This is a genomic window from Devosia sp. 1635, from assembly GCF_013185955.1.
Classification (GTDB): domain Bacteria; phylum Pseudomonadota; class Alphaproteobacteria; order Rhizobiales; family Devosiaceae; genus Devosia.
Map to the genome: position 1 here is coordinate 321966 of NZ_JABAOM010000002.1, position 23228 is coordinate 345193.

Annotated in this window: 20 protein-coding genes and 1 other RNA gene; 8 read left to right on the forward strand and 13 right to left on the reverse strand. The window is 62.6% G+C overall.

The window, feature by feature from the left end; all coding sequences use genetic code 11:
* Positions 1 to 2: 2 nt before the first annotated feature.
* From rnpB to HRU92_RS08445, 7 genes are all read right to left on the reverse strand, one after another.
* Positions 3 to 395: RNase P RNA component class A (rnpB, locus tag HRU92_RS08415), an RNA gene on the reverse strand.
* A gap of 33 nt (positions 396 to 428) precedes the next feature.
* The gene (locus HRU92_RS08420; protein ID WP_127753575.1) at positions 429 to 1184 is read right to left on the reverse strand and encodes a DnaJ family molecular chaperone; all 756 of its coding nucleotides are present in this window, start codon (positions 1182 to 1184) and stop codon (positions 429 to 431) included.
* Between the two features lie 107 nt (positions 1185 to 1291).
* Entirely contained in the window at positions 1292 to 2137 is an 846-nt protein-coding gene (locus tag HRU92_RS08425; RefSeq protein ID WP_173088025.1) for a hypothetical protein, read from the reverse strand.
* A 157-nt stretch (positions 2138 to 2294) separates the two neighbouring features.
* Entirely contained in the window at positions 2295 to 3191 is an 897-nt protein-coding gene (gene metF, locus HRU92_RS08430; RefSeq protein WP_172123670.1) for a methylenetetrahydrofolate reductase [NAD(P)H], read from the reverse strand.
* A 17-nt stretch (positions 3192 to 3208) separates the two neighbouring features.
* Positions 3209 to 4153 (reverse strand): metalloregulator ArsR/SmtB family transcription factor, encoded by a 945-nt coding sequence (locus tag HRU92_RS08435; RefSeq protein WP_173088026.1) that lies wholly within the window; start codon positions 4151 to 4153, stop codon positions 3209 to 3211.
* 64 nt (positions 4154 to 4217) lie between these two features.
* Positions 4218 to 5342, reverse strand: a complete 1125-nt coding sequence (locus HRU92_RS08440; RefSeq protein WP_172123672.1) for a DUF2336 domain-containing protein — start codon at positions 5340 to 5342, stop codon at positions 4218 to 4220.
* A gap of 149 nt (positions 5343 to 5491) precedes the next feature.
* Entirely contained in the window at positions 5492 to 7012 is a 1521-nt protein-coding gene (locus HRU92_RS08445; protein WP_173088029.1) for a catalase, read from the reverse strand.
* 123 nt (positions 7013 to 7135) lie between these two features.
* Here HRU92_RS08445 and HRU92_RS08450 point away from each other — a divergent pair, with 123 nt between their 5' ends.
* Complete coding sequence (locus HRU92_RS08450) at positions 7136 to 8038, forward strand: hydrogen peroxide-inducible genes activator (RefSeq protein WP_172123673.1); 903 nt, start codon at positions 7136 to 7138, stop codon at positions 8036 to 8038.
* On the opposite strand, the gene rarD is transcribed toward HRU92_RS08450, so the two are convergent.
* From rarD to ettA, 3 genes are all read right to left on the reverse strand, one after another.
* Positions 8035 to 8982, reverse strand: coding sequence for an EamA family transporter RarD (gene rarD / locus HRU92_RS08455; RefSeq protein ID WP_172123674.1), 948 nt, complete (start codon positions 8980 to 8982; stop codon positions 8035 to 8037). The two genes, HRU92_RS08450 and rarD, sit on opposite strands and share 4 nt — an antisense overlap.
* A gap of 81 nt (positions 8983 to 9063) precedes the next feature.
* The gene (locus HRU92_RS08460; RefSeq protein WP_173088031.1) at positions 9064 to 9903 is read right to left on the reverse strand and encodes an alpha/beta hydrolase; all 840 of its coding nucleotides are present in this window, start codon (positions 9901 to 9903) and stop codon (positions 9064 to 9066) included.
* A gap of 8 nt (positions 9904 to 9911) precedes the next feature.
* Entirely contained in the window at positions 9912 to 11567 is a 1656-nt protein-coding gene (gene ettA, locus HRU92_RS08465) for an energy-dependent translational throttle protein EttA (protein WP_173088033.1), read from the reverse strand.
* Positions 11568 to 11763: 196 nt separating this feature from the next.
* Between ettA and HRU92_RS08470 the strand changes: the two genes are divergently transcribed.
* Together HRU92_RS08470 and HRU92_RS08475 are read left to right on the forward strand one after the other, a co-directional pair.
* Complete coding sequence (locus HRU92_RS08470; RefSeq protein ID WP_127753585.1) at positions 11764 to 13398, forward strand: alpha-amylase family protein; 1635 nt, start codon at positions 11764 to 11766, stop codon at positions 13396 to 13398.
* Positions 13399 to 13456: 58 nt separating this feature from the next.
* Positions 13457 to 13987 carry a superoxide dismutase family protein gene (locus tag HRU92_RS08475; RefSeq protein WP_172123677.1) on the forward strand — a complete coding sequence of 177 codons (531 nt, stop codon included), beginning with the start codon at positions 13457 to 13459 and terminating at the stop codon, positions 13985 to 13987.
* 33 nt (positions 13988 to 14020) lie between these two features.
* Here HRU92_RS08475 and HRU92_RS08480 read toward each other — a convergent pair whose 3' ends face one another.
* The 3 genes from HRU92_RS08480 to HRU92_RS08490 all read right to left on the reverse strand — a co-directional run bounded on the left by HRU92_RS08480 (position 14021) and on the right by HRU92_RS08490 (position 16716).
* Entirely contained in the window at positions 14021 to 14839 is an 819-nt protein-coding gene (locus HRU92_RS08480) for an ABC transporter permease (protein ID WP_127753587.1), read from the reverse strand.
* Positions 14836 to 15591: an ABC transporter ATP-binding protein gene (locus HRU92_RS08485; protein ID WP_172125060.1), complete on the reverse strand. Its 756-nt coding sequence runs from the start codon at positions 15589 to 15591 to the stop codon at positions 14836 to 14838. Before HRU92_RS08485 ends, HRU92_RS08480 begins: the two co-directional genes overlap by 4 nt.
* A gap of 90 nt (positions 15592 to 15681) precedes the next feature.
* Complete coding sequence (locus HRU92_RS08490) at positions 15682 to 16716, reverse strand: ABC transporter substrate-binding protein (protein ID WP_172123678.1); 1035 nt, start codon at positions 16714 to 16716, stop codon at positions 15682 to 15684.
* Positions 16717 to 17292: 576 nt separating this feature from the next.
* On the opposite strand from HRU92_RS08490, the gene urtA reads away from it, so the two are divergent.
* The 5 genes from urtA to urtE all read left to right on the forward strand — a co-directional run bounded on the left by urtA (position 17293) and on the right by urtE (position 23210).
* Positions 17293 to 18597, forward strand: a complete 1305-nt coding sequence (gene urtA, locus HRU92_RS08495; RefSeq protein WP_173088035.1) for an urea ABC transporter substrate-binding protein — start codon at positions 17293 to 17295, stop codon at positions 18595 to 18597.
* Positions 18598 to 18662: 65 nt separating this feature from the next.
* Entirely contained in the window at positions 18663 to 20375 is a 1713-nt protein-coding gene (gene urtB / locus HRU92_RS08500) for an urea ABC transporter permease subunit UrtB (RefSeq protein WP_248307059.1), read from the forward strand.
* A gap of 202 nt (positions 20376 to 20577) precedes the next feature.
* Positions 20578 to 21753, forward strand: coding sequence for an urea ABC transporter permease subunit UrtC (urtC, locus tag HRU92_RS08505; RefSeq protein WP_172123680.1), 1176 nt, complete (start codon positions 20578 to 20580; stop codon positions 21751 to 21753).
* 3 nt (positions 21754 to 21756) lie between these two features.
* Positions 21757 to 22506: an urea ABC transporter ATP-binding protein UrtD gene (urtD, locus tag HRU92_RS08510; protein WP_172123681.1), complete on the forward strand. Its 750-nt coding sequence runs from the start codon at positions 21757 to 21759 to the stop codon at positions 22504 to 22506.
* Positions 22507 to 22508: 2 nt separating this feature from the next.
* Positions 22509 to 23210 (forward strand): urea ABC transporter ATP-binding subunit UrtE, encoded by a 702-nt coding sequence (gene urtE / locus HRU92_RS08515; RefSeq protein ID WP_127753592.1) that lies wholly within the window; start codon positions 22509 to 22511, stop codon positions 23208 to 23210.
* Positions 23211 to 23228 lie beyond the last annotated feature (18 nt).

Here is a 23228-nt window from a genome sequence, read left to right on the forward strand (position 1 = left end):
AAGGCGCCAGTTGACCTGTAAGCCGGGTTCTGTAGGGCACCGCGCTTGCGCGCGGTACGTGGTGACCATTCATCTAGGACGCCTGTTGCCAGGCGCCTCGTGCAACCAACCCGGATGATCTGGCCTCAAAACCGGCTGGGGCATGAAGCCCCGCGTCATCCCTATTTGGTCTTGCTCCCGGTGGGGTTTACCGTGCGGTCCCCATTGCTGGGTCCCCGGTGCGCTCTTACCGCACCCTTTCATCCTTACTCCGGCGCGCCGGAGCGGTTTGCTTTCTGTGGCACTTTCCCTGAGGTCGCCCTCGCCGGGCGTTACCCGGCACCGTGTTTCGAAGGAGCCCGGACTTTCCTCTCCCGGATGGTTACCCATCCGGCAGCGGCCACCCGGTCAACTGGCATGGGCCTTGTAGAAACGGATCGTTGGTGCCGTCAAGCACTGCTGGGCAGCAGCGGCTGGACGCGTGGCTTGGTAATCGCCTGATAGGCCAGATTAATCGCCGCCATGCGCGCTGTAGCAACCTCGATCAGTTCCTCAGGTACGCCCTTGGCGATGAGACGGTCAGGGTGGTGTTCGGCAACAAGAAGGCGATAAACGCGGCGCACTTCTTCTGGTGGCGCGCCGGGAGTCAGGCCAAGCACGAGATAGGGGTCAAGATCGCTATCCAGCATGACATGCTGGGCCGAGATCTGCTCGAAGCGCGCTTCATCAAAGCCGAAGATGTTGCTGACGGAGTGGAGATATTCCAGCTCGGCCTCATGCACCATGCCGTCGGCGGTCGCGATAAAGAACAGGCTATCGAGCACATGCTCGAGCGTATCGGGACTATCGGCGAAAAAGCGGCCGATCTTGCGGGCATAGCTTTCAAAACCCGCTACATCCTGCTTGGCCAGATTAAACAAGCGCTCAACCTGAGGCTCCTGCTCCTGGGAGACTTCGACCGTCGCGTTGAAGGCACGCACTTCCGAGGCGGTCACCGCCCCATCGGCCACCGCCATCTTGGCCGATAGCGCTATCAGCGCGAGGGTAAAGGCCGCATCGCGTCCGCCCGGCAGCCAGGTGTCGGGATCAAGGATATTGGCGACGGAGCCGGCCAGTCCAGTGCGACGCGTGAACGAGCCGAGAAAGGCCGAGAGTTTCTCCCAGCGATCCTTGTTCTCTTCCACTTTGCGCACACAGCACAGCATTGCGGCTCCTTTCGGCAGCGTCCGGCGAACGACTCGTCCGCCAGTTGGGTTGGGAAAATACCGGCGGCGCGGGGCGGCGTCCACCACTCCCCGCGCATGCCAGCCCATCAGCGGAAGGGGACGATATAAACTTCCTCGACGGGCCCGATCAGGCGATCCCGGCCCCGGCGAACGGGTTCCTCGGGATAGAATTCTTCCTCAAAGCCAGCGGTCCTTCCGGATCCGCCCTGGCGCCGGTTGAGGAATTCGGAAAGCGGGCCGGACTCCCAGTCCTCCAGATCGTCAGCGTCGATCCGGCCACGGTCGGCACTGACAACATCGGGCGGAATGATCACGGGCTCATCCCGGCTCGGTGCCACGGCAATCTGCGCCGGGGGACGCATGGACAGTGGCATCGGCACGGGTGCCACCTTCTGGGGCGGCAGCGAAGCGACTTCCACGGGGTCAACTCCAGGAGCCGCGGGATCGAGGGGCGCAGCGGCAACGGCCGGAGCGGGAGCCGGAGCCACAACGGGAGCCGGAGCCGTCGGTTGAGCGGGGGAAGCCTGGGGCGCAGCATTGGCCTCGGTGATATAGGAAGGCATCGCCTTGCCGGACTCGAGGAACGAGTTCACCGGATCGCCGGGCTTGTTGCCGGTTTTTGCGGGCTCGGCCACGGGCTTGACCGGCTCTACTGCCTTGGCGGGCGCCGCCGACTCAGCCTTGACCGGGGCGATCGCGGCTGGCTTAGCGGCGACCGGAGTTGTTGGTGCGCTGGCGACAGCTTCCTTTACCGGCTTGGCTGTGGGCCGTTCGCCCGCTGGCGCAGGGATCGGCGCCTGCGGCGAGATGACGGCCACGCGCTCGGGCTCGCCCAGCAGCTGGGCTGACAGCATATCGGCGACGGGTACGCCGACAACAACAAACAGACCGGCCCATGCCAGGCCATTGGTGAGACGACGATCGAATTTCATGTTCTCAAACCCTGTTGTCCCGCCCTCAAAACCGGTAGAAAGACGGTTTTCATGGCCATTTCAAGGAGACCATGTCAGCCCGCCACATAGCGGCCACGCGCCTGAACAGAACCTGAACGGCATCTGGCCATGCCACCAGAACATGGTTAAGGCGGAATTAATTGGCGCGCCGACCCAGCAGCCGGGCAAGCGCCAGCACCAGATTAGAGCGGTTGAGCGTATAGAAGTGGAAGGCGGTGACGCCTTCGTCGAGTAGCTCGGTGACCTGCTCTGCAGCCACGGCGGAGGCCACAAGCGCATGGGTTTCCGGATCATCGTCCAGGCCCTCGAATCGCTCGACCATCCAGGGTGGGATGGAAGCGCCGCAGCGGGCGGCAAAGCCCGAGATCTGCTTGAAGCTGTGGATGGGCTGGATGCCGGGGATGATCGGGGCGGTGATGCCGGCGGCGCGAGCACGTTCCAGGAAGCGCAGGTAATCGGCATTGTTGAAGAACATCTGCGTGATCGCGCGGGTGGCGCCGGCGTCGAGCTTGCTCTTCAGATTATCGATATCGCTTTGCCAATCGGGGCTTTGCGGGTGCCGCTCGGGATAGGCCGCAACGGAAATGTCGAAATCACCGATGCGGCGGATACCGGCGACGAGGTCCGCGGCGTTGCGGTAGCCTTCGGGATGGGGCGTGAAGGGCTGCCCTACCCCTTCAGGCGGATCGCCGCGAAGGGCAACGATGCGGTTGACCCCGGCGGCTTGATAAGCGCGCACGACGGCATCAACCTCGTCGCGCGTGGCGCCGACGCAGGTCAGGTGCGCGGCACCCGATAGCCCAGTCTGGTCGGTGATGCTCGACACCATGCGCAAGGTGCGTTCGCGCGTCGTGCCGCCGGCGCCATAGGTGACGGAAACGAATTCGGGGTGGAGCGGCGCGAGCTTGTGCAGGCTTTCCCAGAAGCGCTCCTCGGTGGCGTCGTTCTTGGGCGGGAAAAACTCAAAGGAAAGGTGAAGCGGCGGGCGCTTTTCCGCAAGTTGCCGGCTGGTGCGGTCGCTGTCTTCGATCATGGCTGTTCCATTCAAGTTTATGCGCAGAGGCGCCACAGGCAGACGGTCAGCCCGCGGTCGCCATTGTCACTGGGGAATTCCCGCACGGTCTGCACCTGCAGCCCGGCACTCGCGGCCCAACCGCTCATCTGCGCCTGGGACAAGCCCAGCCGTCGATGCGCATGCTCGGTGCGCAGGAATTCGAGTTCATGAGGGGCAAAATCGACAATCACCATCTGCCCGCCTGGCTTGAGCAATTCGCGCGCGCCCATCAGCATGCGGCCGGGATCATCGAAATAATGCAGGACCTGGTGGATCACGATGGCATCGGCGGGTCCGAGTGCAGGGTCCAGTTCGGCCATGTCTCCGAGCCGCACCTGCGCATGGGTCACGCCGGCCGAACCAAGCCGCGCGCGCGCCACGCTCAACATTTCGCGGCTGGAATCAACGCCAATGCCGCGCTTGTAGCGATCGGCCAGCAGCTGGAGCATGCGCCCGGTGCCGGTGCCCAGATCAAGCAGCAACTCCACCGGCCCCCCCTGGAAGCCCCCAAGCACAGCCGATTCGACGGCGTCTTCAGGAACATGGAGCGTTTTGAGCAGGTCCCAGCTGCCGGCGACCTTGGCAAAGTAATGCGCCGCCTGCGCCTGCTGGGCGGCACGCACCTCGGCCTGCCGTTCGCAGTCGCGCACCCGCTCTGGGTCGGTGTGATCCACCCGCCCCACCAGCCATTGCGCAACCGCTCCCGCTTCGCCGTCCTGGGCGAGGCCGTAATAAGCCCAGGCGCCCTCGGCATTGCGTTGCACGAGGCCAGCATCGGCTAGGAGCTTGAGATGGCGCGAAACGCGCGGCTGGCTTTGATCAAGGATTTCGGTCAGGTCCTTGACGGAATGATCCCCGCCAGCGAGTAAAGCCAGAAGGCGCAGGCGAGTCCCCTCACCTGCCGCCTTGAGCACTCCCACCAATTCCGCCAACTCAGCCATCAGCCCTCACGAGATATAAAGATATCTTTATATCCCTTTGGGACGGAGGTCCAGAGGCTTAGGCCTAGGCGGAGGCGCGTTCGTCGGTCGCGGTGCGCTTGCGGAAGGAATGGGCCCGCCACAGCGCAAATATCTCGTCGGCTTCCTCGCGATCCATGCCAACGAAACGCTGCTGGATCAATACCTTGTCATCGGCACTGGGCAGATCGCGCCAGGGCAGCACGGCAAAAAGGGCTGCAAACAGGTCGGGCGCAACGCCCGCGGCCTTGAGCGCGACGCTTACCGCGACATAATCCTGGCTCGCGAGCCACTTCACCACCACTTCGGGGGTGATGCGCAGCATTACGCTGATGGCAGCGGCCGCGTGGTGGCCATAGCCAAAGCGAGCAAAGCGCGCGAGCGCGCGGTCGTCCAACTGCTTGCGATCGGACAGCGCCTTGACCTGGTTATAGGCCAGCTTCCACTCGGAGGCGGCAAAGCCGACGCCATTGCGGATGCGGTTGAACACCACCGCGTTGACCTTGCCAGCGGCCACCGGATCCAGCGTGCTCTCGGCCCGCGAGAGATCTTCCAGCACCTTATCCGACAGCTGATGGATCTCGCCGCGCAGCGACTGCCAATCCAGATCGTGCCGGCCGCGCAGGTCATGGGCGATCTCGGCGTCCTGGGTGGCGCGGGCGACCAGCTTTTGCAACGTCGCCCGGTCGAACTCGGCATGGGAATTGCGCACCAGCCGCACCAGCGAGGAAGTCTCGCCATGCTCGATAATGGCCTCGCCCACCCGTTCGGGCACGCTGGGGCGACTAGCAATGGCGACACGATGCGCTTCGCTCTGCTTGCTGATGATGTCGATCAGATCGTCGTCACTGAGGACATTGGAGAATTCGAGCAGCGGACGCGCTACTTCGATATCATCATTGGCGAGCTTGACCACGACAGTGCCCGGAGCGCGTTCCAGTGGCGCCAGCAACTTGGCGACATGGGCGCGCGCTTCCACCTCGACCAGCTCGGCCAGGTGGCAAAGCACCTCGTCATACTGGGCAACCTGCTCGTCGTCGCAGCGGTCGGAAACATAGCTGAACAATTGCGCCATGTTGCGGAACAGCTGTTCGCGCTCGGAGTGATTGTCCTCGCCATTCAAGACCCGGAAGCTGGAGAATGCGCGTTGGCCTTGATCGAGTTCGTTCATCGGTGGTCTCCACGACTATGCGTAGAACCACCCTGCGCCCGCACTCGCTTGCGCCCGGTCAAACGGATGCGGAGCAATTGACTAAAATTGTACGCAACCAGATAGAAGAAGGGGCGCAACCAGTGCGCCCCTTCCATCATCTCTGCGACTTAGTGCGAGCCGACTTCGCTGCTGTGGCTGGTGCTGATGCTCGAGGTCTTCTCGGCATCGGTTTCGCCCTTCACCTTGACCAAAGCCGCCCGTACGCCGGCGCCATAGGCCGGGTCCACCTGATCGAACAACGCCAGCTGGCGATCTTCGATGAACTGGGGGATGCCGTTCATGGCTTCGGCAATGTTGGAGAACAGCCGCTGGCGCTGGCCTTCGTCAAAAAGGGCAAACAGTGCCCGCGGCTGGCTAAAGTGATCGGCCGTGCCACGGAAGTCATAGCGGCCCACAACGCCTTCATAGCGGTGCGGTGGTTCGGCAAACCTTGGATCTTCCACCGGGCCGCCAAAGCTGTTGGGCTCGTAATAAGCGTCCGCATTGGTGCGCATACCGAGCGTGGCTTCGCCGTCGCGATGATAGTGATGCACCGGGCAGCGGGGCTTGTTGACCTCGATCGACTGATAGTGGACGCCGATACGGTAGCGCTGCGCATCGGGATAGGAGAACAAGCGGCCCTGCAGCATCTTGTCAGGCGAAAAGCCGATGCCTGGGACGACGTTGGACGGGTTGAAGGCAGCCTGCTCGATGTGCTGGAAGTAGTTCTCGGGGTTCTTGTTGAGCTCGATCTCGCCGACCTTGATCAGCGGATAGTCGGCATGGGGCCAGACCTTGGTCAGGTCGAACGCGCTCCAGCCGGTGCGGCTCTCAAACTCGTCTTCTTCGCCTTCCGGCATGACCTGGATGAAGAAGGTCCACTTGGGGAACTGACCGTTCTCGATCGTGGTGTAAAGCTCTTCCTGGTAGCTCTCGCGCGACTTGGCAATGACGCCCTCAGCTTCACGATTGGTGAAGGTGCGGTGGCCCTGCTGGGTCTTGAAGTGGAACTTCACCCAGAATCGCTCGCCATTGGCATTCCACATTGAGAAAGTGTGGGAGCCGTAGCCGTTCATATACATCGGCGCCTGGGGGATGCCGCGGTCGGACATCAGGATGGTGACCTGGTGCAGCGATTCCGGGCACAACGACCAGAAATCCCACATTGCGGTACCCGAGCGTAGATTGGTGCGCGGATGACGCTTCTGGGTGTGGATGAAGTCAGGGAACTTATAGGGATCGGCGACAAAGAACACGGGCGTGTTGTTGCCCACGATGTCCCAGTTGCCCTCTTCGGTATAAAATTTGAGCGAGAAGCCGCGCACGTCGCGTTCGGCGTCGGCGGCACCCTGCTCGCCGGCCACGGTCGAGAAGCGGAGCAGCATTTCGGTCTGCTTGCCAACATGCGAGAACAAGGCAGCACGGCTATAACGCGTGATGTCCTCGGTGACAGTCAGCGTGCCATAGGCGCCCCAGCCCTTGGCATGCACCACGCGCTCGGGAACGCGCTCGCGATTCTGGTGCGCGAGCTTTTCGATCAGCTGGTAGTCCTCGAGCAGCACCGGGCCACGCGGGCCGACGGTCTTGGCATTCTGGTTATCGGTAACCGGCGCACCGGCGGTGGTGGTCAGTCTTGGTCTGTCGCTCACGAGAAACTCCTTGCGCCCAACGAGTCAGCAAGCTGGACTCGTTCTAATCTGGCAGCCTTGTGCCCAATCAATCTTCATCAGGCAAATTGATTGATCTTCTTAATGCGATAAGATGAACCTATCATGAGCTTTACCCTCAAACAGCTTCGCTACGCCATCGCGGTCGCCGATCTCGGCCATTTCGGCCGCGCGGCCGCCGCCTGCAACGTTACTCAACCCGCCCTTTCCCAGCAAATTCAGTCACTTGAAGCCTGGTGCGGAATCCCGATCTTCGATCGGCTGGTGCGGGAAGTGCGCCTGACGCCCTTTGGACGCGAGTTCGTTGGGCGGGCTCGCCCCCTGCTATCGGGAGCCGAGGCGCTGGCGAGTTTTGCCGCTGGCCCCGCCACCGCGCCCGACCGACCGCTCAGGTTCGGGCTGATTCCAACTGTGGCGCCCTATTTGCTGCCCGATGTTTTCCCGGCCCTGGCGCAGCGGCTGCCCGAAATGCGCTTTGCCATTAGCGAGGACCGCACGGGCGCCTTGCTGGCGGCGCTGGGCGACGGGAGCCTTGATCTGGCGCTGATCGGCTCCGAGCTGCCAAGGGGCGGCCCCAAGCTGAGCAGCCTCCCCTTGTTCGAGGATCCCTTTGTGCTGGCCACGAGTTTGGCGGAAGCGCGCGAGGGTCCGGTATCGCTGGCCGGCGTGCCGCCTGAGCGCATCTTGTTGCTCGATGAAGGCCATTGCTTTCGTGACCAGGCCATTGCGGCTTGCGATCTCGGCAGCGAGCTATCGAGCCGTACCTTTGCCGCCACTTCGCTGTCCACCATTGTGGAATTTGTTGCCGCCGGCCAGGGCGTGACGCTGTTGCCCCGGATCGCTTTGCGCAAGGAAGCGGGCGACCGCATCGCCATCCACCCCTTGGCGCCGCCTCGCCCAGGCCGGCACCTGTCGCTCGTATGGCGAGATGGATCGCCATTCGCTGGGGTGTTTGAACAAGTGGCCGAGCTGATCCGCGAAACCGGGATGGGCGAGGCCAAAGGCTAGCCCGCCGGGACGGGCTCCACCGGCAGCCGGCGATTGCGGAAGCTGTCATAGCTGAACACGGCAAGGGACAGCCAAATCAGCCCGAAGCTGACGAGCCGCACACCGTTGAGCTCCTCGTGGAACACGAAGACGGCGACCATGAACTGCAGGGACGGCGAAATATATTGCAGCATGCCGATCGTGGTCAGGCGCAGCCGCTGCACGCCATAGGCGAACAGCAGCAGCGGCACCGCCGTGGCGGGGCCGGTCAGCATGAGCAGCACCATCGTGCCCGGATCAGCATGGGCGCCCCAGCCATAGGTCGCGATGTTGAACACCACGTAAGCCAGGGCCGCGGGAGCCAGCAGCACGGTTTCCCCGAATAGCCCGGAGACGGGGCCGGCCATCACCGTCTTGCGGAAATAGCCGTAAAAACCAAAGCTGAGCGCCAGCCCCAGGGCGATGAACGGAAAGCTGCCCATGCCGATGGCCTGGAGCAGGATGGCGAAGGTGGCGATGGCGATGGCAATGGTTTGCAGGCGGTTCTGCCGCTCGCCCAGCAGCACCATGCCCATGGCTACATTGACCAGCGGGTTGATGAAATAGCCAAAGCTGGCTTCGATCACCTGCCCGGTTTCCACCGCCCAGATATAAAGGAGCCAGTTGCCGCCCAGCAGCACCGCGGACACCAGCATGATGATGGCCTTGCGCCGATCGGCAAAGAGAGCGCGAACTTCGCCGAACTTGCGCGTGACGAGCAGGATAACGCCCAAGAGCAGCAACGACCACAGGGTGCGCTCGGCCACGATCATCACCGAGCCCACCGCATCGAGCTGCCGGAACAGCAGCGGCAGGAAGCCCCAGCACAGGAACGTGCCGATGGCGGCAAGGACCCCGGTGCGCGCGTCGCCGCTTTGCGGGCGGGTCGTGGATGGGGACGTAGCGGGGGAAGTTGGCGCGGACATGGGATGCTCCGCCCCGGAACCGGGGCTCGGGTGTCCTTAGCAGGGGCGTGACAGCGGCGCCAAGACCCTTGTGGTCACCGGCTAGTCGAGCTCAGGCGAGCCGCCGCCTTCGATGGCATCGAGGAACTGCAGCAGCAGCGTGTTGACCAGATCAGGCCGCTCGATGCTGGGCAGGTGGGCGACGCCTTCGAGTACCGCGGCAAAGGCGTTGGGCATTTCTTCGGAGAGATGGTCGTGCCGCTCGATCAGCGCGCCGAAATCCTCGTCGCCCACCAGCAGCAGCGTCGGGGCGGCAACCTCCCCTACCCGGCTCCAGACTTCGGGCGCGGGCTCCCCTTGCGTGAGTTCGGGTTTGCGCAAAGCAATGCCGTTCATGTCGAGGAACAGCTCGCGCACGGCCCCGCCAACGCGGCCGCTTTGGGCGCGCGGACCATCGAGCCACTGATGGGCCTGCACCTTGTTGAGCATGTCGAGATCACCGCGCTCATGGGCGTCTTCCTCGGCCGCTTCCACCGCCGCTTCCATGTCCGAAGTGCTCCAGGGCGCGCCGGTCACCGACGTGCCGAGCAGAACAAGGCCAATGATGCGGCCGGGATGGCGCAGGGCAAAATCGAGGGCGAGGCCACCCCCGAGCGAGCAGCCCACCAGCACGGCGGCGTGGATATCGAGCGCGTCGAGGAGAGCCTCGAGATCATCGAGATGGCTGAAGGGCTCGTCGGGGCTTTCGGTTTCGCCAAAGCCGCGACGGTCATAGGTGATGGCGTGCCAGCCCGCAGCGGCAACCGCCTGCATCTGGCTGGCCCACATGCGGCTGTCAGCAACGCCGGCATGCAGGAAGACGACGGGCAGGCCTTCGCCCAGTTCGGAGCCGGCCAGGATTGCCTGGCCGATCTCGATGTCGAAGGGCTCGCCCGTCATCATCGGTCCGATCAGCGCGTCAGCGGCTTATAGGTGGCGCGCTTGGGATTGACCGCATCGGTGCCGAGGCGCCGGACCTTGTCGGCTTCATAGTCGGCGAAGTTGCCCTCGAACCATTCCACATGGCTGTCGCCTTCAAAGGCCAGCATATGGGTCGCCAGCCGATCGAGGAACATGCGATCGTGGCTGATGATCACGGCGCAGCCGGCGAATTCCTCCAGCGCCTCTTCGAGCGCCGCAAGGGTTTCGGTGTCCAGATCGTTGGTCGGCTCATCGAGGAGGAGGACGTTGGCGCCAGACTTGAGCATCTTGGCCAGGTGCACCCGGTTGCGCTGCCCGCCCGAAAGATTGCCCACCTTTTGCTGCTGATCGCCGCCCTTGAAGTTGAAGGACGAGGTATAGGCGCGCGAATTGACCTCGCGCTTGCCCAGCATGAGGATTTCGTCGCCCTCCGAGATCTCTTCCCACACAGTCTTGTTGGGGTTGAGGCTGTCCCGGCTCTGGTCGACATAGCCCATATGGACATTTTCGGCGACCTTGATGGTGCCGGAGTCAGGCTGCTCCTGGCCCGTCAGCATCTTGAACAGCGTGGTCTTGCCCGCGCCATTGGGGCCGATAATGCCCACGATGCCGCCCGGGGGCAGCTTAAAGGTGAGATTGTCGATCAGGAGGCGATCACCAAAGGATTTGGAGAGGCCTTCCACGTCGATGACGTTCTGGCCCAGGCGCTCGCCCACCGGAATGATGATCTGGGCGGTCGAGGACTGCGTCCGCGCCTCATTGATCTTGACCAGTTCGTCATAGGCCTTGAGGCGAGCCTTGCTCTTGGACTGGCGCGCCTGGGGGGACTGCCCCATCCATTCGCGTTCGCGCTCAAGCACCTTGGCGCGAGCCTGGTCTTCGCTCTTTTCCTGGGCGAAGCGCTTGGCTTTGGCAGAGAGGTAAGCCGAATAGTTGCCTTCATAGGGCACGCCGCGACCACGATCGAGTTCCAGGATCCAGCCGGTGACATTGTCGAGGAAGTAGCGATCGTGGGTGATGATCAAAACGGCGCCGGCGAATTCGCGCAGATGGCGCTCCAGCCAAGCGGTGGTCTCGGCATCGAGATGGTTGGTGGGCTCGTCGAGCAGCAGCAGGTCGGGCTTGCTGAGCAACAGGGCGCACAGGGCCACGCGGCGGCGTTCGCCGCCTGAAAGCTTGGTCACGTCGGCTTCGCCCGGAGGGCAACCCAGGGCTTCCATCGCCACCTCCACCTGGGACTCGAGGTCCCACAGGTTTTCAGCGTCGATCTGGTCCTGCAACTTGGCCGCTTCATCGGCGGTCTCGTCGGAATAGTTCATCATCAGCTCGTTATAGCGATCGATGACGGCCTTCTTTTCCTTGACCCCGGTCATGACATTGCCGAGCACGTTGAGCGCCGGATCAAGCTCGGGCTCCTGCGAGAGGTAGCCAAGCTTGGCGCCCTGGGCCAACCAGGCTTCGCCGGTGAACTCGGTATCGATGCCCGCCATGATCTTGAGCAAGGTCGACTTACCCGAGCCGTTCGGACCCAGCACGCCGATCTTGGCATCGGGGTAGAATGACAGGTGGATGTTGTCCAACACCTTCTTGCCACCGGCATAGGCTTTGGACATTCCGCTCATGTGATAGATAAACTGGCGAGCCATAGGCTTGCGACCTCGTAGGAACCTTGGTTTGGGCTGCTATGTAGGCCAAGCCGAGCGCTACGGCAATGCGCCCGTAGGTAGCGGAGCCGCCGGCGAGTGCCGCCACGCCTGTGTCACCACCGCGCCCTTGCGTAACCAGCTTGGGAACGCCGAGCCCACTCGCCCCGTTGCGCCCCCTGTTGTTCAGGGAGCCGCCATGACTGCCAATCTTTGGTACAAGAACGCCGTAATCTATTGTCTTGACGTCGAAACCTTCATGGATGGAGACGGCGACGGCGTTGGGGATTTCGCCGGGCTGGCGCACCGGCTCGATCACCTGGAGCGGCTGGGGGTCAACTGCATCTGGCTAAACCCATTCTACCCCTCGCCCAATCGCGACAACGGCTATGACATAACCGATTACTACGGGGTCGATCCGCGCTACGGCAATCTGGGTGATTTCGTCGAGTTCATGCAGGCAGCCCAGGACAGGGGCATGCGCGTGATCATCGACCTGGTGGTGAACCACACGTCCATTGATCATCCGTGGTTTCAATCGGCGCGACAAAGCGAGGACTCGCCCTTTCGCGACTGGTATGTGTGGAGCAAGGAAAAGCCCGACAACATCACCGAGGGCGTGGTGTTTCCGGGCGTGCAGGAAGCGATCTGGAGCTTTGATCGCAAGGCGGGCGCCTGGTATCTGCACCGCTTCTACAAGCATCAACCCGATCTCAATGTTGCCAATCCGCAGGTTCGCGCGGAGATCCTCAAGATCATGGGTTTCTGGCTGGCGCTTGGCGTATCGGGTTTCCGGGTCGACGCTGTCCCGTTCCTGATCGAGGATATGGGCCTACCCAATGGGGGCACGCAGGACCCGTTCTCGCTACTCAACGACATGAAGGATTTCATGACTTGGCGCCGGGCCGGCTCGGTGCTGCTGGCGGAAGCCAATATTGAATACGAGCTGGCTGAAGATTATTTCGACGGCGGCAACCGGATGAGCATGATCTTTGACTTTCCGGTCAACCAGACGCTGTTCCTGTCGCTGGCCCGCCACACAGCCGCGCCGGTGCGCCAAGCGCTGATGCACCGGCCCGATCCGAATGGCATGGGGCAATGGGCCAGTTTCCTGCGTAATCATGACGAGCTGGACTTGGCGCGGCTGACCAAAGCCGAGCGTGGCGAAGTGTTCGCTGCCTTTGCGCCCGACACCAATATGCAGCTCTATGGTCGCGGTATCCGCCGACGCCTGGCGCCAATGCTCAGCAACGATCAGGCGCTGATCCGCATGGCGCAATCGCTGATGTTCGCGCTGCCGGGCACGCCGGTGATGTGGTATGGCGAGGAGATCGGCATGGGCGAGGACTTGTCCCTCAAAGAGCGCGAAGCGGTGCGCACGCCCATGCAGTGGAGCGACCAGCGCAATGGCGGTTTCTCGACGGCCGAGGCGGCTGCCTTGTTTCGGCATGTGCCCGAGAAGGGACCCAATGGCTGCGAGCGGATCAACGTAGCCGAGCAGATCAGCAACCCCGATTCCCTCCTGCACGCTGTAACCGGCATGATCGCGGCTCGCCGCTCGGCCCCGGAAATTGGCTGGGGTGAGTTCGAGGTGGTTGACCTCGGCACCGACGAGGTGCTGGCGATGAGCTATCGCTGGCGCGGCGGGCACGTGGTGACACTGCACAATTTCACCGACAAGCCAGTGAGCTTCCCGCTCGAGATCGAAGGCATCGAGCACTTTGTGCCCCTGCTTTCGGACGCGGATAATCGCACACCTTTCAACAGCGGCGCCAAACTCACCTTGCCTCGTTTCGGCTATTGCTGGCTGCGCTGCGGGGGCGAGCGGCACTGAAAGCGGAACAGAGCCACGCGAGTGCCGTTATGCCTCAACGCAAAAATGGAGAAACACCATGCGACGCTTAGTTCTGATCAGCGCCTTCGCTCTCGCCGCCGCCCTGCCCGCCCAGGCGCAGGACACCGCTACGGCTGCAGCCACATTCATCGATGCCTCGGGCAATGAAGTGGGCTCGGTGACGCTCACCCAGGACGGCGATGCCGTGAGCATTGTTGGCCATGTGATGGACATCACCCCGGGCGAGCACGGCCTCCACTTCCACGAAACGGGCGATTGCGATGCCTCGACCGCGTTTGAATCGGCGGGTTCGCACTTCAACCCAACCGAGCATCAGCACGGCACCGAGAATCCCGAAGGGCCGCATGCCGGTGACCTGCCCAACATCACGGCTGATGCCGATGGCATGGCAGACATCGAGCTTTCCACCGAGATGATTTCGCTGGAGGAAGGTGACGACGCCTACGTGTTCGATGACGATGGCACCGCCCTGGTGATCCATGCCAGCGCCGACGACTACAAGACCGATCCATCGGGCAATTCGGGCGATCGCATCGCTTGCGCCGTGATCGAAGCGACAGCCGAATAGAACAACGGGCGCCTCGGCGCCCGTTTTTTTTGCCTATTGCGCCATGGTGGAGCGGTGCGCCCAACCGGTCATGCGCCGTTCCAGCCACGCCATCAGCGCATACATGGCGATGCCTTCAACGGCGAGCATCAAGAGGCCGGCAAACACCAGCGGCACGTTGAAGTTGGACTGCGCCGAGGCCATCATATTTCCGAGGCCATTGTTGGAGGCGACGGTTTCGCTGACCACCGAGCCGACAAAAGCCAGGGTGATGGCGATCTTGAGCGAGCCGAAGAAGTACGGCATTGAGCGCGGAATACCGACCTTGAGCATGATGTCGAGCTTCTTGGCACCCAGTGCGCGCAACACGTCCTCGGTTTCCGGCTCGATGGTGGCAAGCCCCGTCGCGACATTGACGACGATGGGAAAGAACGAGATCAGGAAGGCGGTCAGCACGGCGGGCACCGTGCCGATGCCGAACCAGATCACCAACACGGGCACCAGCGCCACTTTCGGGATGGCGTTGAAGCCAATCATGATCGGGTACAGCCCGGCATAGATGGTCTTGGACCAGCCGATGAAGAGGCCAATGCCGAGCCCCGCCACCACCGCGATCAGGAAGCCCAGCGTCGTGGTGTAAAGCGTCTGCAGCGAGTTCTTCCAGATCGGCGACCAATACTGCACGATCGCTTCGAATACGCGCGAGGGCGCGGGCAGAATGGTGTGCGGCAGGCCGGACAGGCGCACCCCGATCTCCCACAGCACGAAGAGCCCGATGGTGTAGAGCAGCGGCGCGAGGCGGATCCAGTTGATGCGGAAGGCTGGGCGCGGCGGGGTGCCGGCAACGGCGGTGTTCTGGGTGATGACGCTCATGCCGCCACCCGCGCACTGGCAATCTCGCCATGGAGCGATTGCACCATCTCGTTGAACTCCGGCTGGTACATGATGTCGAGCTGGCGCGGGCGCGCGAAAGGCACCCGGTGCTCGGCAATGACCCGGCCCGGCCGGGCGCTCATCACCATGACCTTGTCGGCCAAAAACACTGACTCGCGCAGATCGTGCGTGACGAGCACGATGGTGACGCCCTGCGCGGCATGCAGGTCGCGGATTACGCACCAGAGCTCTTCGCGGGTAAAGGCATCCAGCGCGCCGAAAGGTTCGTCCAGCATCAGCAATTCAGGCTGGTGGATCAGCGCGCGGCAGAGATTGGCGCGCTGCTGCATGCCGCCCGACAATTGCCAGGGAAATTTCGAGCCAAAGCCCTTGAGCCCGACGGTTTCAAGCAATTGCTCGGCCTGCTCGACATAGTCGCGCTTGTGGCTGCGCAGGCGATGGCGGTGGCGCTCGACGATTTCGAGCGGCAAGAGGATGTTCTCGAGCGTGGTGCGCCAGGGCAGCATGGTTGGGTTCTGGAAGGCCATGCCCACGATGGAGACGGGTTTGGTCACTGGCGAGCCGGCCACGACTACGTCTCCGGCTTGAGGAATATGGAGACCCGTCACAAGCTTCATCAGCGTGGACTTGCCGCAGCCCGAGGGCCCAACCACGGCCACGAACTCGCCCTTTTGGATGTTCATGGAAAGGCCGGATACGGCGAGCGTGCCGTCCGGGCCGCCATAGCGCATATCCACGTTTTCAATGCTGACCAGCGCCATGCATTCTCCCCCGTCGGTGGTGATGGCCCGGCGCGCCGGACCACCCCGTGGTTGTTGTTATCAGGGCAGCATACGCTCGGCCGCGGGCGGCAGATAGCTGGGGTCGAACACATCGGCAGCGGTGACGGCACCCTTGAGATCCATGGAGATCTTGAGGGTTTCGATGGAAGCGGCGAGCCGCGCCTCATCGATGCCGCCAAAGCCGTTCTCGACCACGTAAGGGGTCTTGATGTTCATCTCATTGGCCATTTCGAGGCGGGCGGTTTCGGTATCGATGTTGAGCGTTTCGTTGCGGGCCAGAACGGCCGCGGCGCCAGCAGCGGGATCAGCCACGGCATCGGCAAAGCCCTTGGCGAGAGCGCGCAGGAAGCCGGTCACCAGCTCTGGGTTTTCTTCGGCGAAGGTTTCATTGACGAGGATGGCATTGCCGTAAAGCTCAAGGCCGTGATCGGCAAAGAGGATGGTGGAGATATCGTCTTCCGGCACGCCATTGGCGAGAAGGTTCAGGATCACTGAAAAGGCAAAGCCGAAGACGCCATCCACATCGCCCGAAGCCAGCATCGGCTCGCGCACGGGAAAGCCGATGCTTTCGATAGTGATGGAGGAGGTGTCGAGATCGGCGGCTTCCACAAAGGCGGGCCACTGCGCGAAAGCGCCATCAGGCGGCGGGGCGCCGAGCTTTTTGCCTTCCAGCGACTTGGGATCGTCAGTTACGCCCAGCGACTTGCGGCCGACCACCGAAAACACCGGCTTGTCATAGACCATCATGACCGATTTGACCGGCTGGGCAGGATCTTCGTCGAGGAACTTGATCAGGGAGTTGATGTCGCCAAAGCCAAACTGGTAGGCGCCGGTGGCGACGCGGGGAATGGCTTCCACCGAGCCGTTGCCGGTGTCGATGGTGACATCGAGCCCTTCGGCGGCAAAGTGGCCATTGTCCTGCGCTAAAAGGAAGCCGGCAGCAGGGCCTTCGAAGCGCCAGTCGAGCGTCAGCTTGACCGAAGTCTGCGCCCAGGCGGGCAGGCTGCCAAAGCCAGTAACGGCCAGGGTGGCGGTAACAGCTGCACAAGCAGTGAAGTGTCGGCGATTGAACATGCGTTTGTCCCTCAACAATGTTGGGGGAAGTCAAGCGCACGGCACAGCGAGGCGCAAGCAGAAACTGCACCATTTCGCGCCAGCGAGCTCTGTTGCACAAAATGGCGGCGCAATGCCTACCGAAGCGAGGCAGCGAACATCAAAAAGGGGCGCGAGACCAAAGCCTCACGCCCCCACCGGAGGCACTGCAAAGGAGCGTCAGCCTTTGCAGCGCCCGCCGATCATTTGGCGCGGCACCGGGCCATCACCAATTCCTGCCGGCCACCAGATCCTCGGGGCTGCAGCTTGCTGGAAGAACGGGTTGCCCGGTGAAATGTTCCCGCGTTTTGCGCCAGCTGAAATTTCGTGAACAGCGACTGTTATGCGCAATTCAGCAGCAGTCACGGGCAGCGCCTAAAATATAATCGCACCCTTGGAGGCCTGCTTACAAATGCAGCACGCGCCCACCGCAGCTGGGCAGACACCGGCCAGTAGTTGCCGGTGAGCCTGTATTTGAATCAGTCTCTTAGCCGCCGCCGCGAGCTGCTGGCACAGGCTTTGCAATTACCTCGCTGCAATCATCTGCCGGAGGTAAGCATGACAAAAGTAAACCGCCTGATCGCGGGACTGGGCCTGGGCGCGAGCATCACACTGGGCGCGGCGGTGGTCCCCGCTTTCGCCCAAGACGACACCATCAAGGTCGGTATCCTCCATTCGCTCTCGGGCACGATGGCGATCTCCGAAACCACGCTCAAGGACACCATGCTGTTCCTGATCGAGCAGCAGAACGCCAAGGGCGGCCTGCTGGGCAAGCAGATCGAGCCGGTCGTAGTCGATATCGCGTCGGACTGGCCGCTGGCTGCCGAAAAGGCGCGCGAACTGCTGACCGTCAATGAAGTGGATGCCGTATTTGGGTGCTGGACCTCGGTATGTCGCAAGTCGGTGCTGCCGGTGTTCGAGGAGCTCAACGGGCTGCTGTTCTATCCCGTGCAGTATGAAGGCGAAGAGTCCCAGCGCAACGTGTTCTACACCGGCGCGTCCCCCAACCAGCAAGCGATCCCGGCTGTCGATTACCTCATGAACGACGAAGGCGTGGAGCGCTGGGTGCTGGCCGGCACCGACTATGTCTATCCGCAGACCACCAACAAGATCCTTGAACAATACCTGCTCGACAAGGGCGTCGCGCAGGAAGACATCATGATCAACTACACGCCTTTCGGTCATTCCGACTGGCAGACCATTGTCTCCGACATCGTCACCTTCGGCTCGGAGGGCAAGAAGACCGCTGTGGTCTCGACCATCAATGGCGACGCCAATGTCCCCTTCTATCGCGAACTGGGCAACCAGGGCGTCGCGGCTGAAGACATCCCGGTCGTGGCCTTCTCAGTGGGCGAGGAAGAGCTTTCGGGCTTCGACACCACGCCGCTGGTCGGGCACCTGGCGGCCTGGAACTACTTCATGTCGGTCGATACGCCCGAGAACGAGGAGTTCATCACCGCCTGGCACGAGTTCATCGGCAGCGAGGATCGCGTCACCAATGACCCGATGGAAGCGCACTATATCGGCTTCAATCTTTGGGTGAAGGCGGTCGAAGCGGCCGAGAGCACCGAGGCTGATGCGGTGATCGCAGCCATTGTCGGGCTCGAAACGCCCAACCTGACCGGCGGCGTCGCCAAGATGCTTCCCAACCACCACATCACCAAGCCGGTGCTGATCGGCGAAATCCAGGACGACGGCCAGTTCGACGTCGTGTGGGAAACCGAAGACCTGGTCCCGGGCGATGCCTGGTCGGACTTCCTGCCCGAGTCGGCGGTGCTGGAAGCCGATTGGACCGCGCCCATCAACTGCGGCAACTACAACACCCAGACCAAGAGTTGCGGCGCGGCTGTCGCCGCCCAGTAACACCCCAACCTGAGCTGGCGAAGGCGGTCTGCCGCCTTCGCTCCTGTCTAGGCGGAGCAAAGCATATGAGCATGATCGAGGGCAGCCTAATCGGCGAGCGGTCTGGCAGCAAGACGGCCAGCCTCGGCTTGCGGTTAAACCGTCAGTGGAACTGGCGCTCCTTGGCCGCTCGTTTGACTCTGCTTTTGGCGCTCCTCGTCTCCTTCTCCTCACCCGGCTTCGCCCAGGCACCCGACGAGCAACTCTCCGCGCTGGTGGATGCCCTTTATCCCGGTGACTATGGTGACCGGCAAGCGGCTATCGCCGCGCTGGTGGCCACCGGCGACCCGCGCGCCGTGCCGGTGCTGCAAGTCCTGGGGGAAGGCGATCTTTACGCGGTGGAAGCCACCGGCAAGGTGGCCTTTGTCGAGCGCAACGGCAGCAATTATGCCCTGACCGATCCGGTGACCGGTGCCGCGCTCGGCGAGGTTGCGCGCAGCGACACCGAAAAGGTGCGCGTCAACAATTCGCTTCGGCGCACCATCCGTACGGCTATCGGGCAGATGACGCTGCTGAGCGACAACCCGGGCACGCGCCTGTCGGCTGCCCAATCCATTTTACGCGATGCCGATCCAGCCAATCTGGACCTGCTCGACACCGCGCTCGCCAGCGAAGCCGATCCCAAGATCCGCACCACCATGGAGCTGGCCCGCGCGGTGATCCTGCTCAAATCCGACGATGTGAGCTTTGAAGACCAGCAGCAGGCCGCAGCCACCGTCGCGGCTTCCGGCAGCCGCGATGCGATCACCATCCTCACATCGGCATTGGCCAGTGCGCCCGACGACCTCAAGCCCGCCATCCAATCGAGCCTTGATGGGCTCCAGCGTGATCGAGCCGCCTGGGCGGCGCTGCAAAATGTTTGGTTCGGCGTGTCGCTGGGCTCGGTGCTGCTGCTGGCGGCCATCGGTCTCGCCATCACCTTTGGCGTCATGGGCGTCATCAACATGGCCCATGGCGAGATGGTGATGCTGGGCGCCTACACCACCTTTGCGGTGCAGGAGGTGATCCGCCAGAACGCGCCGCATCTGTTCGACTATTCCCTGACCATCGCCCTGCCCCTTGCCTTTCTCCTGACCGCCCTTATCGGCATTGCCATCGAGCGAGGCGTGATCCGCTGGCTTTATGGCCGCGCTCTCGAAACGCTGCTCGCGACCTGGGGCCTGTCGCTGATCCTGCAGCAAACCGTCCGCTCGATCTTTGGCCCCACCAACCGGCAGGTCGGCAATCCGAGCTGGATGTCGGGGTCGGTGGATTTCTACGGGCTGTCGCTGACCTGGAGCCGAGTCTGGATCGTCGTCTTTGCCATTGTCGTATTCGTCGCCCTGCTGGTGGTGCTCAACCGCACGGCTTTGGGCCTGCAGATGCGCGCCGTCACCCAGAACCGGCGCATGGCTTCGGCCATGGGCATCCGCACCCCCTTTGTCGATGCCATGACCTTTGGCCTCGGCTCGGGCATTGCCGGGCTCGCGGGGGTGGCGCTCAGCCAGATCGACAATGTCTCGCCCAATCTGGGGCAAGGCTACATCATCGACAGCTTCATGGTCGTGGTGTTCGGCGGCGTCGGCAATCTCTGGGGCACGCTGGTGGGCGCCATGACCCTCGGGATCGCCAACAAGTTTCTCGAGCCCTATGCCGGCGCAGTGCTCGGCAAGATCCTGATCCTGGTGCTGATCATCCTCTTTATCCAGCGCCGGCCCCGCGGGCTATTCGCGCTCAAGGGAAGGTCGGTAGAGGCGTGATTATGCGGTTGCTTGTGGAACTTCGGGCATGCGCCTCCCTCCCCCTTGAGGGGAGGGATCGAGGGTGGGGGTTCAGGCGCAACCATCATCATCGAGCCAACGGAATGGCCCGAACCCCCACCCCCTGCCCCTCCCCTCAAGGGGGAGGGGTGCTAAAGCCTCGTAGGCGGCGCCAGATCAACCAATACCGGAGTGCCCGCCCATGCTGACCCAGGCCTTGTTTCGCGCGCTGGATCGCAAGGCGATCTGGTTGATTGGCATTCTCGTGGCGCTGGCGGTGCTGGTGCCGGCCGCCAATCTCTTGATCCCGCCGGGCCAGTTCGGCCATGTGCCCAACTATGCCGTGACCCTCTTCGGCAAATATCTGAGCTACGCCATGCTGGCGCTCGCCCTTGATCTGGTCTGGGGCTATTGCGGCATTCTTTCGCTTGGGCACGGGGCCTTTTTCGCGCTGGGTGGCTATGCCATGGGCATGTATTTGATGCGCCAGATCGGCAATCGCGGCGTTTATGCCAATGCCCAGCTGCCTGACTTCATGGTTTTCCTGAACTGGAAGGAACTGCCCTGGTATTGGCAGGGCTTCGACAATTTCGCCTTTGCCATGCTGATGGTGATGCTGGTGCCGGGCATCCTCGCCTTTGTGTTCGGCTTTCTCGCCTTCCGCAGCCGGGTCACGGGCGTTTATCTTTCCATCATCACCCAGGCCATGACCTATGCACTGCTGCTGGCCTTTTTCCGCAATGACATGGGCTTCGGCGGCAATAACGGGCTGACCGATTTCAAGGACATCCTGGGCCAGCCGATTGCCGCGCCCACGACACGGGCCTCCCTGTTCGCCGCGACGGCAATCGCGCTCGCCCTTTCGGTGCTGGTCTGCTCCACCATTGTGCGCTCCAAGCTCGGCAAGGTGATGGTGGCAGTGCGCGACGCCGAAAGCCGCACGCGCTTTTTGGGCTACCGGGTTGAGTATGTGAAGCTGTTTGCCTTTGTGGTGTCGGCCGTCATGGCGGGCATCGCCGGGGCGCTTTATGTGCCCCAGGTCGGGATCATCAATCCCGGCGAGTTCGATCCCGCCAATTCCATCGAGGTGGTGATCTGGACCGCAGTGGGCGGACGCGGCACCATTGTCGGGCCGATCATCGGGGCAATTCTCGTCAATATGGGCAAGTCTTATTTCACCGGCGCCCTGCCCGAGTTGTGGCTGTTTGCGCTGGGTGCATTGTTTGTTGGCGTCACGCTCTTCCTGCCCAAGGGTATTGTCGGCCTGCTTGGACAGTATCGCAGCCTGACGACGAGGCGCGAGCAGCACCAGCCGCAAACGCCCAGCTCGATCCAGCTGGAAGCCGGCCTTGATCCTCAACCCAAGGCGGCGGAGTAAGCCATGTCCGACAAAACCGGCACCATGCTGTATCTCGACGGCGTTTCGGTCACCTTCGATGGCTTCAAGGCCATCAACAACCTGTCGCTGATCGTTTATCCCGCCGAGATGCTGGCCATTATCGGCCCCAACGGCGCGGGCAAGACCACGATGATGGATATCATTACCGGCAAGACCCGGCCCGACGATGGCGAAGTGCTGTTCGATGGCCGCACCGACTTAACCCGCCTCGATGAAGCGGCGATCGCCAATTTGGGCATCGGGCGCAAGTTCCAAAAACCCACCGTGTTCGAAAGCCAGAGCGTCTGGGACAATCTGGAGATGGCGCTGAGCAAGCCGCGCGGCATCTTTGCAACGCTGTTTTATACCGCCGACGCCGCGGACATCGCCCGGATCGAGGACATCCTCGACACAGTGCGGCTCGGTCACCGCAAGAATGATCTGGCCGCCAATCTGAGCCATGGGCAAAAGCAGTGGCTCGAAATCGGCATGCTGCTGGCGCAGGATCCCAAGCTGCTGCTGGTGGATGAGCCTGTTGCGGGGATGACCGACAGCGAAACCGCCGAAACCGCCAAGCTCCTGCGCGAGATCGCCACGACCCGCTCAGTGGTAGTGGTGGAACACGATATGAGCTTTGTGCGCGATCTGGGCTCGCGCGTCACCTGCCTCGCCGAAGGTGCGGTGCTGGCCGAAGGCAGCCTCGAGCAGGTCAGCGCCAATCCCCTCGTCATCGAACGCTATCTGGGACGCTGAGCATGACCGCCCTCTCCATCGACGCCATCGACCTGCATTACGGCGCAGCCCAGGCGCTGCGCGGCGTCTCGATCACCTGCCAGCCCGGCCGCATCACCGCCGTGCTCGGGCGCAATGGGGTCGGTAAATCCTCGACCCTGCGGGCCATCTCGGGGATCAACAATATTACCGCAGGCTCCATCACCCTCGGGGACGAACTGCTGCGCAAATCCCCGCCCTATAAGCGCGCGCGGCTGGGGCTCGGCTATGTGCCGCAAGGACGGGAGATCTTTCCCCTGCTCACCGTGCGGGAAAACCTTGAAACTGGGTTCGCGAGCGTTCCCCGCGCGGAGCGCACCATTCCCGATTACATTTTCGAGCTGTTCCCGGTGCTCAAATCCATGCTCAACCGGCGCGGCGGGGATTTGTCAGGGGGCCAGCAGCAGCAACTGGCCATCGGGCGGGCGCTGGTAACCCGGCCCAAAGTGCTGGTGCTCGATGAACCAACGGAAGGCATTCAGCCTTCGATCATCAAGGATATCGGCCGCGCCCTGCAGTTCCTGCGTGACGAAAAGGGCATGACCATCCTGCTGGTGGAGCAGTTCTTGGATTTCTGCCGCGAGATCGCCGATGATATCTATGTCATGGATCGAGGAGAGATCCAGCATGCGGGGCCTGCCAGCGATCTGGATCGGCCGGAGGTGCGCAGGCACCTCATGGTTTAAACAAAAACGCCCGGCAAG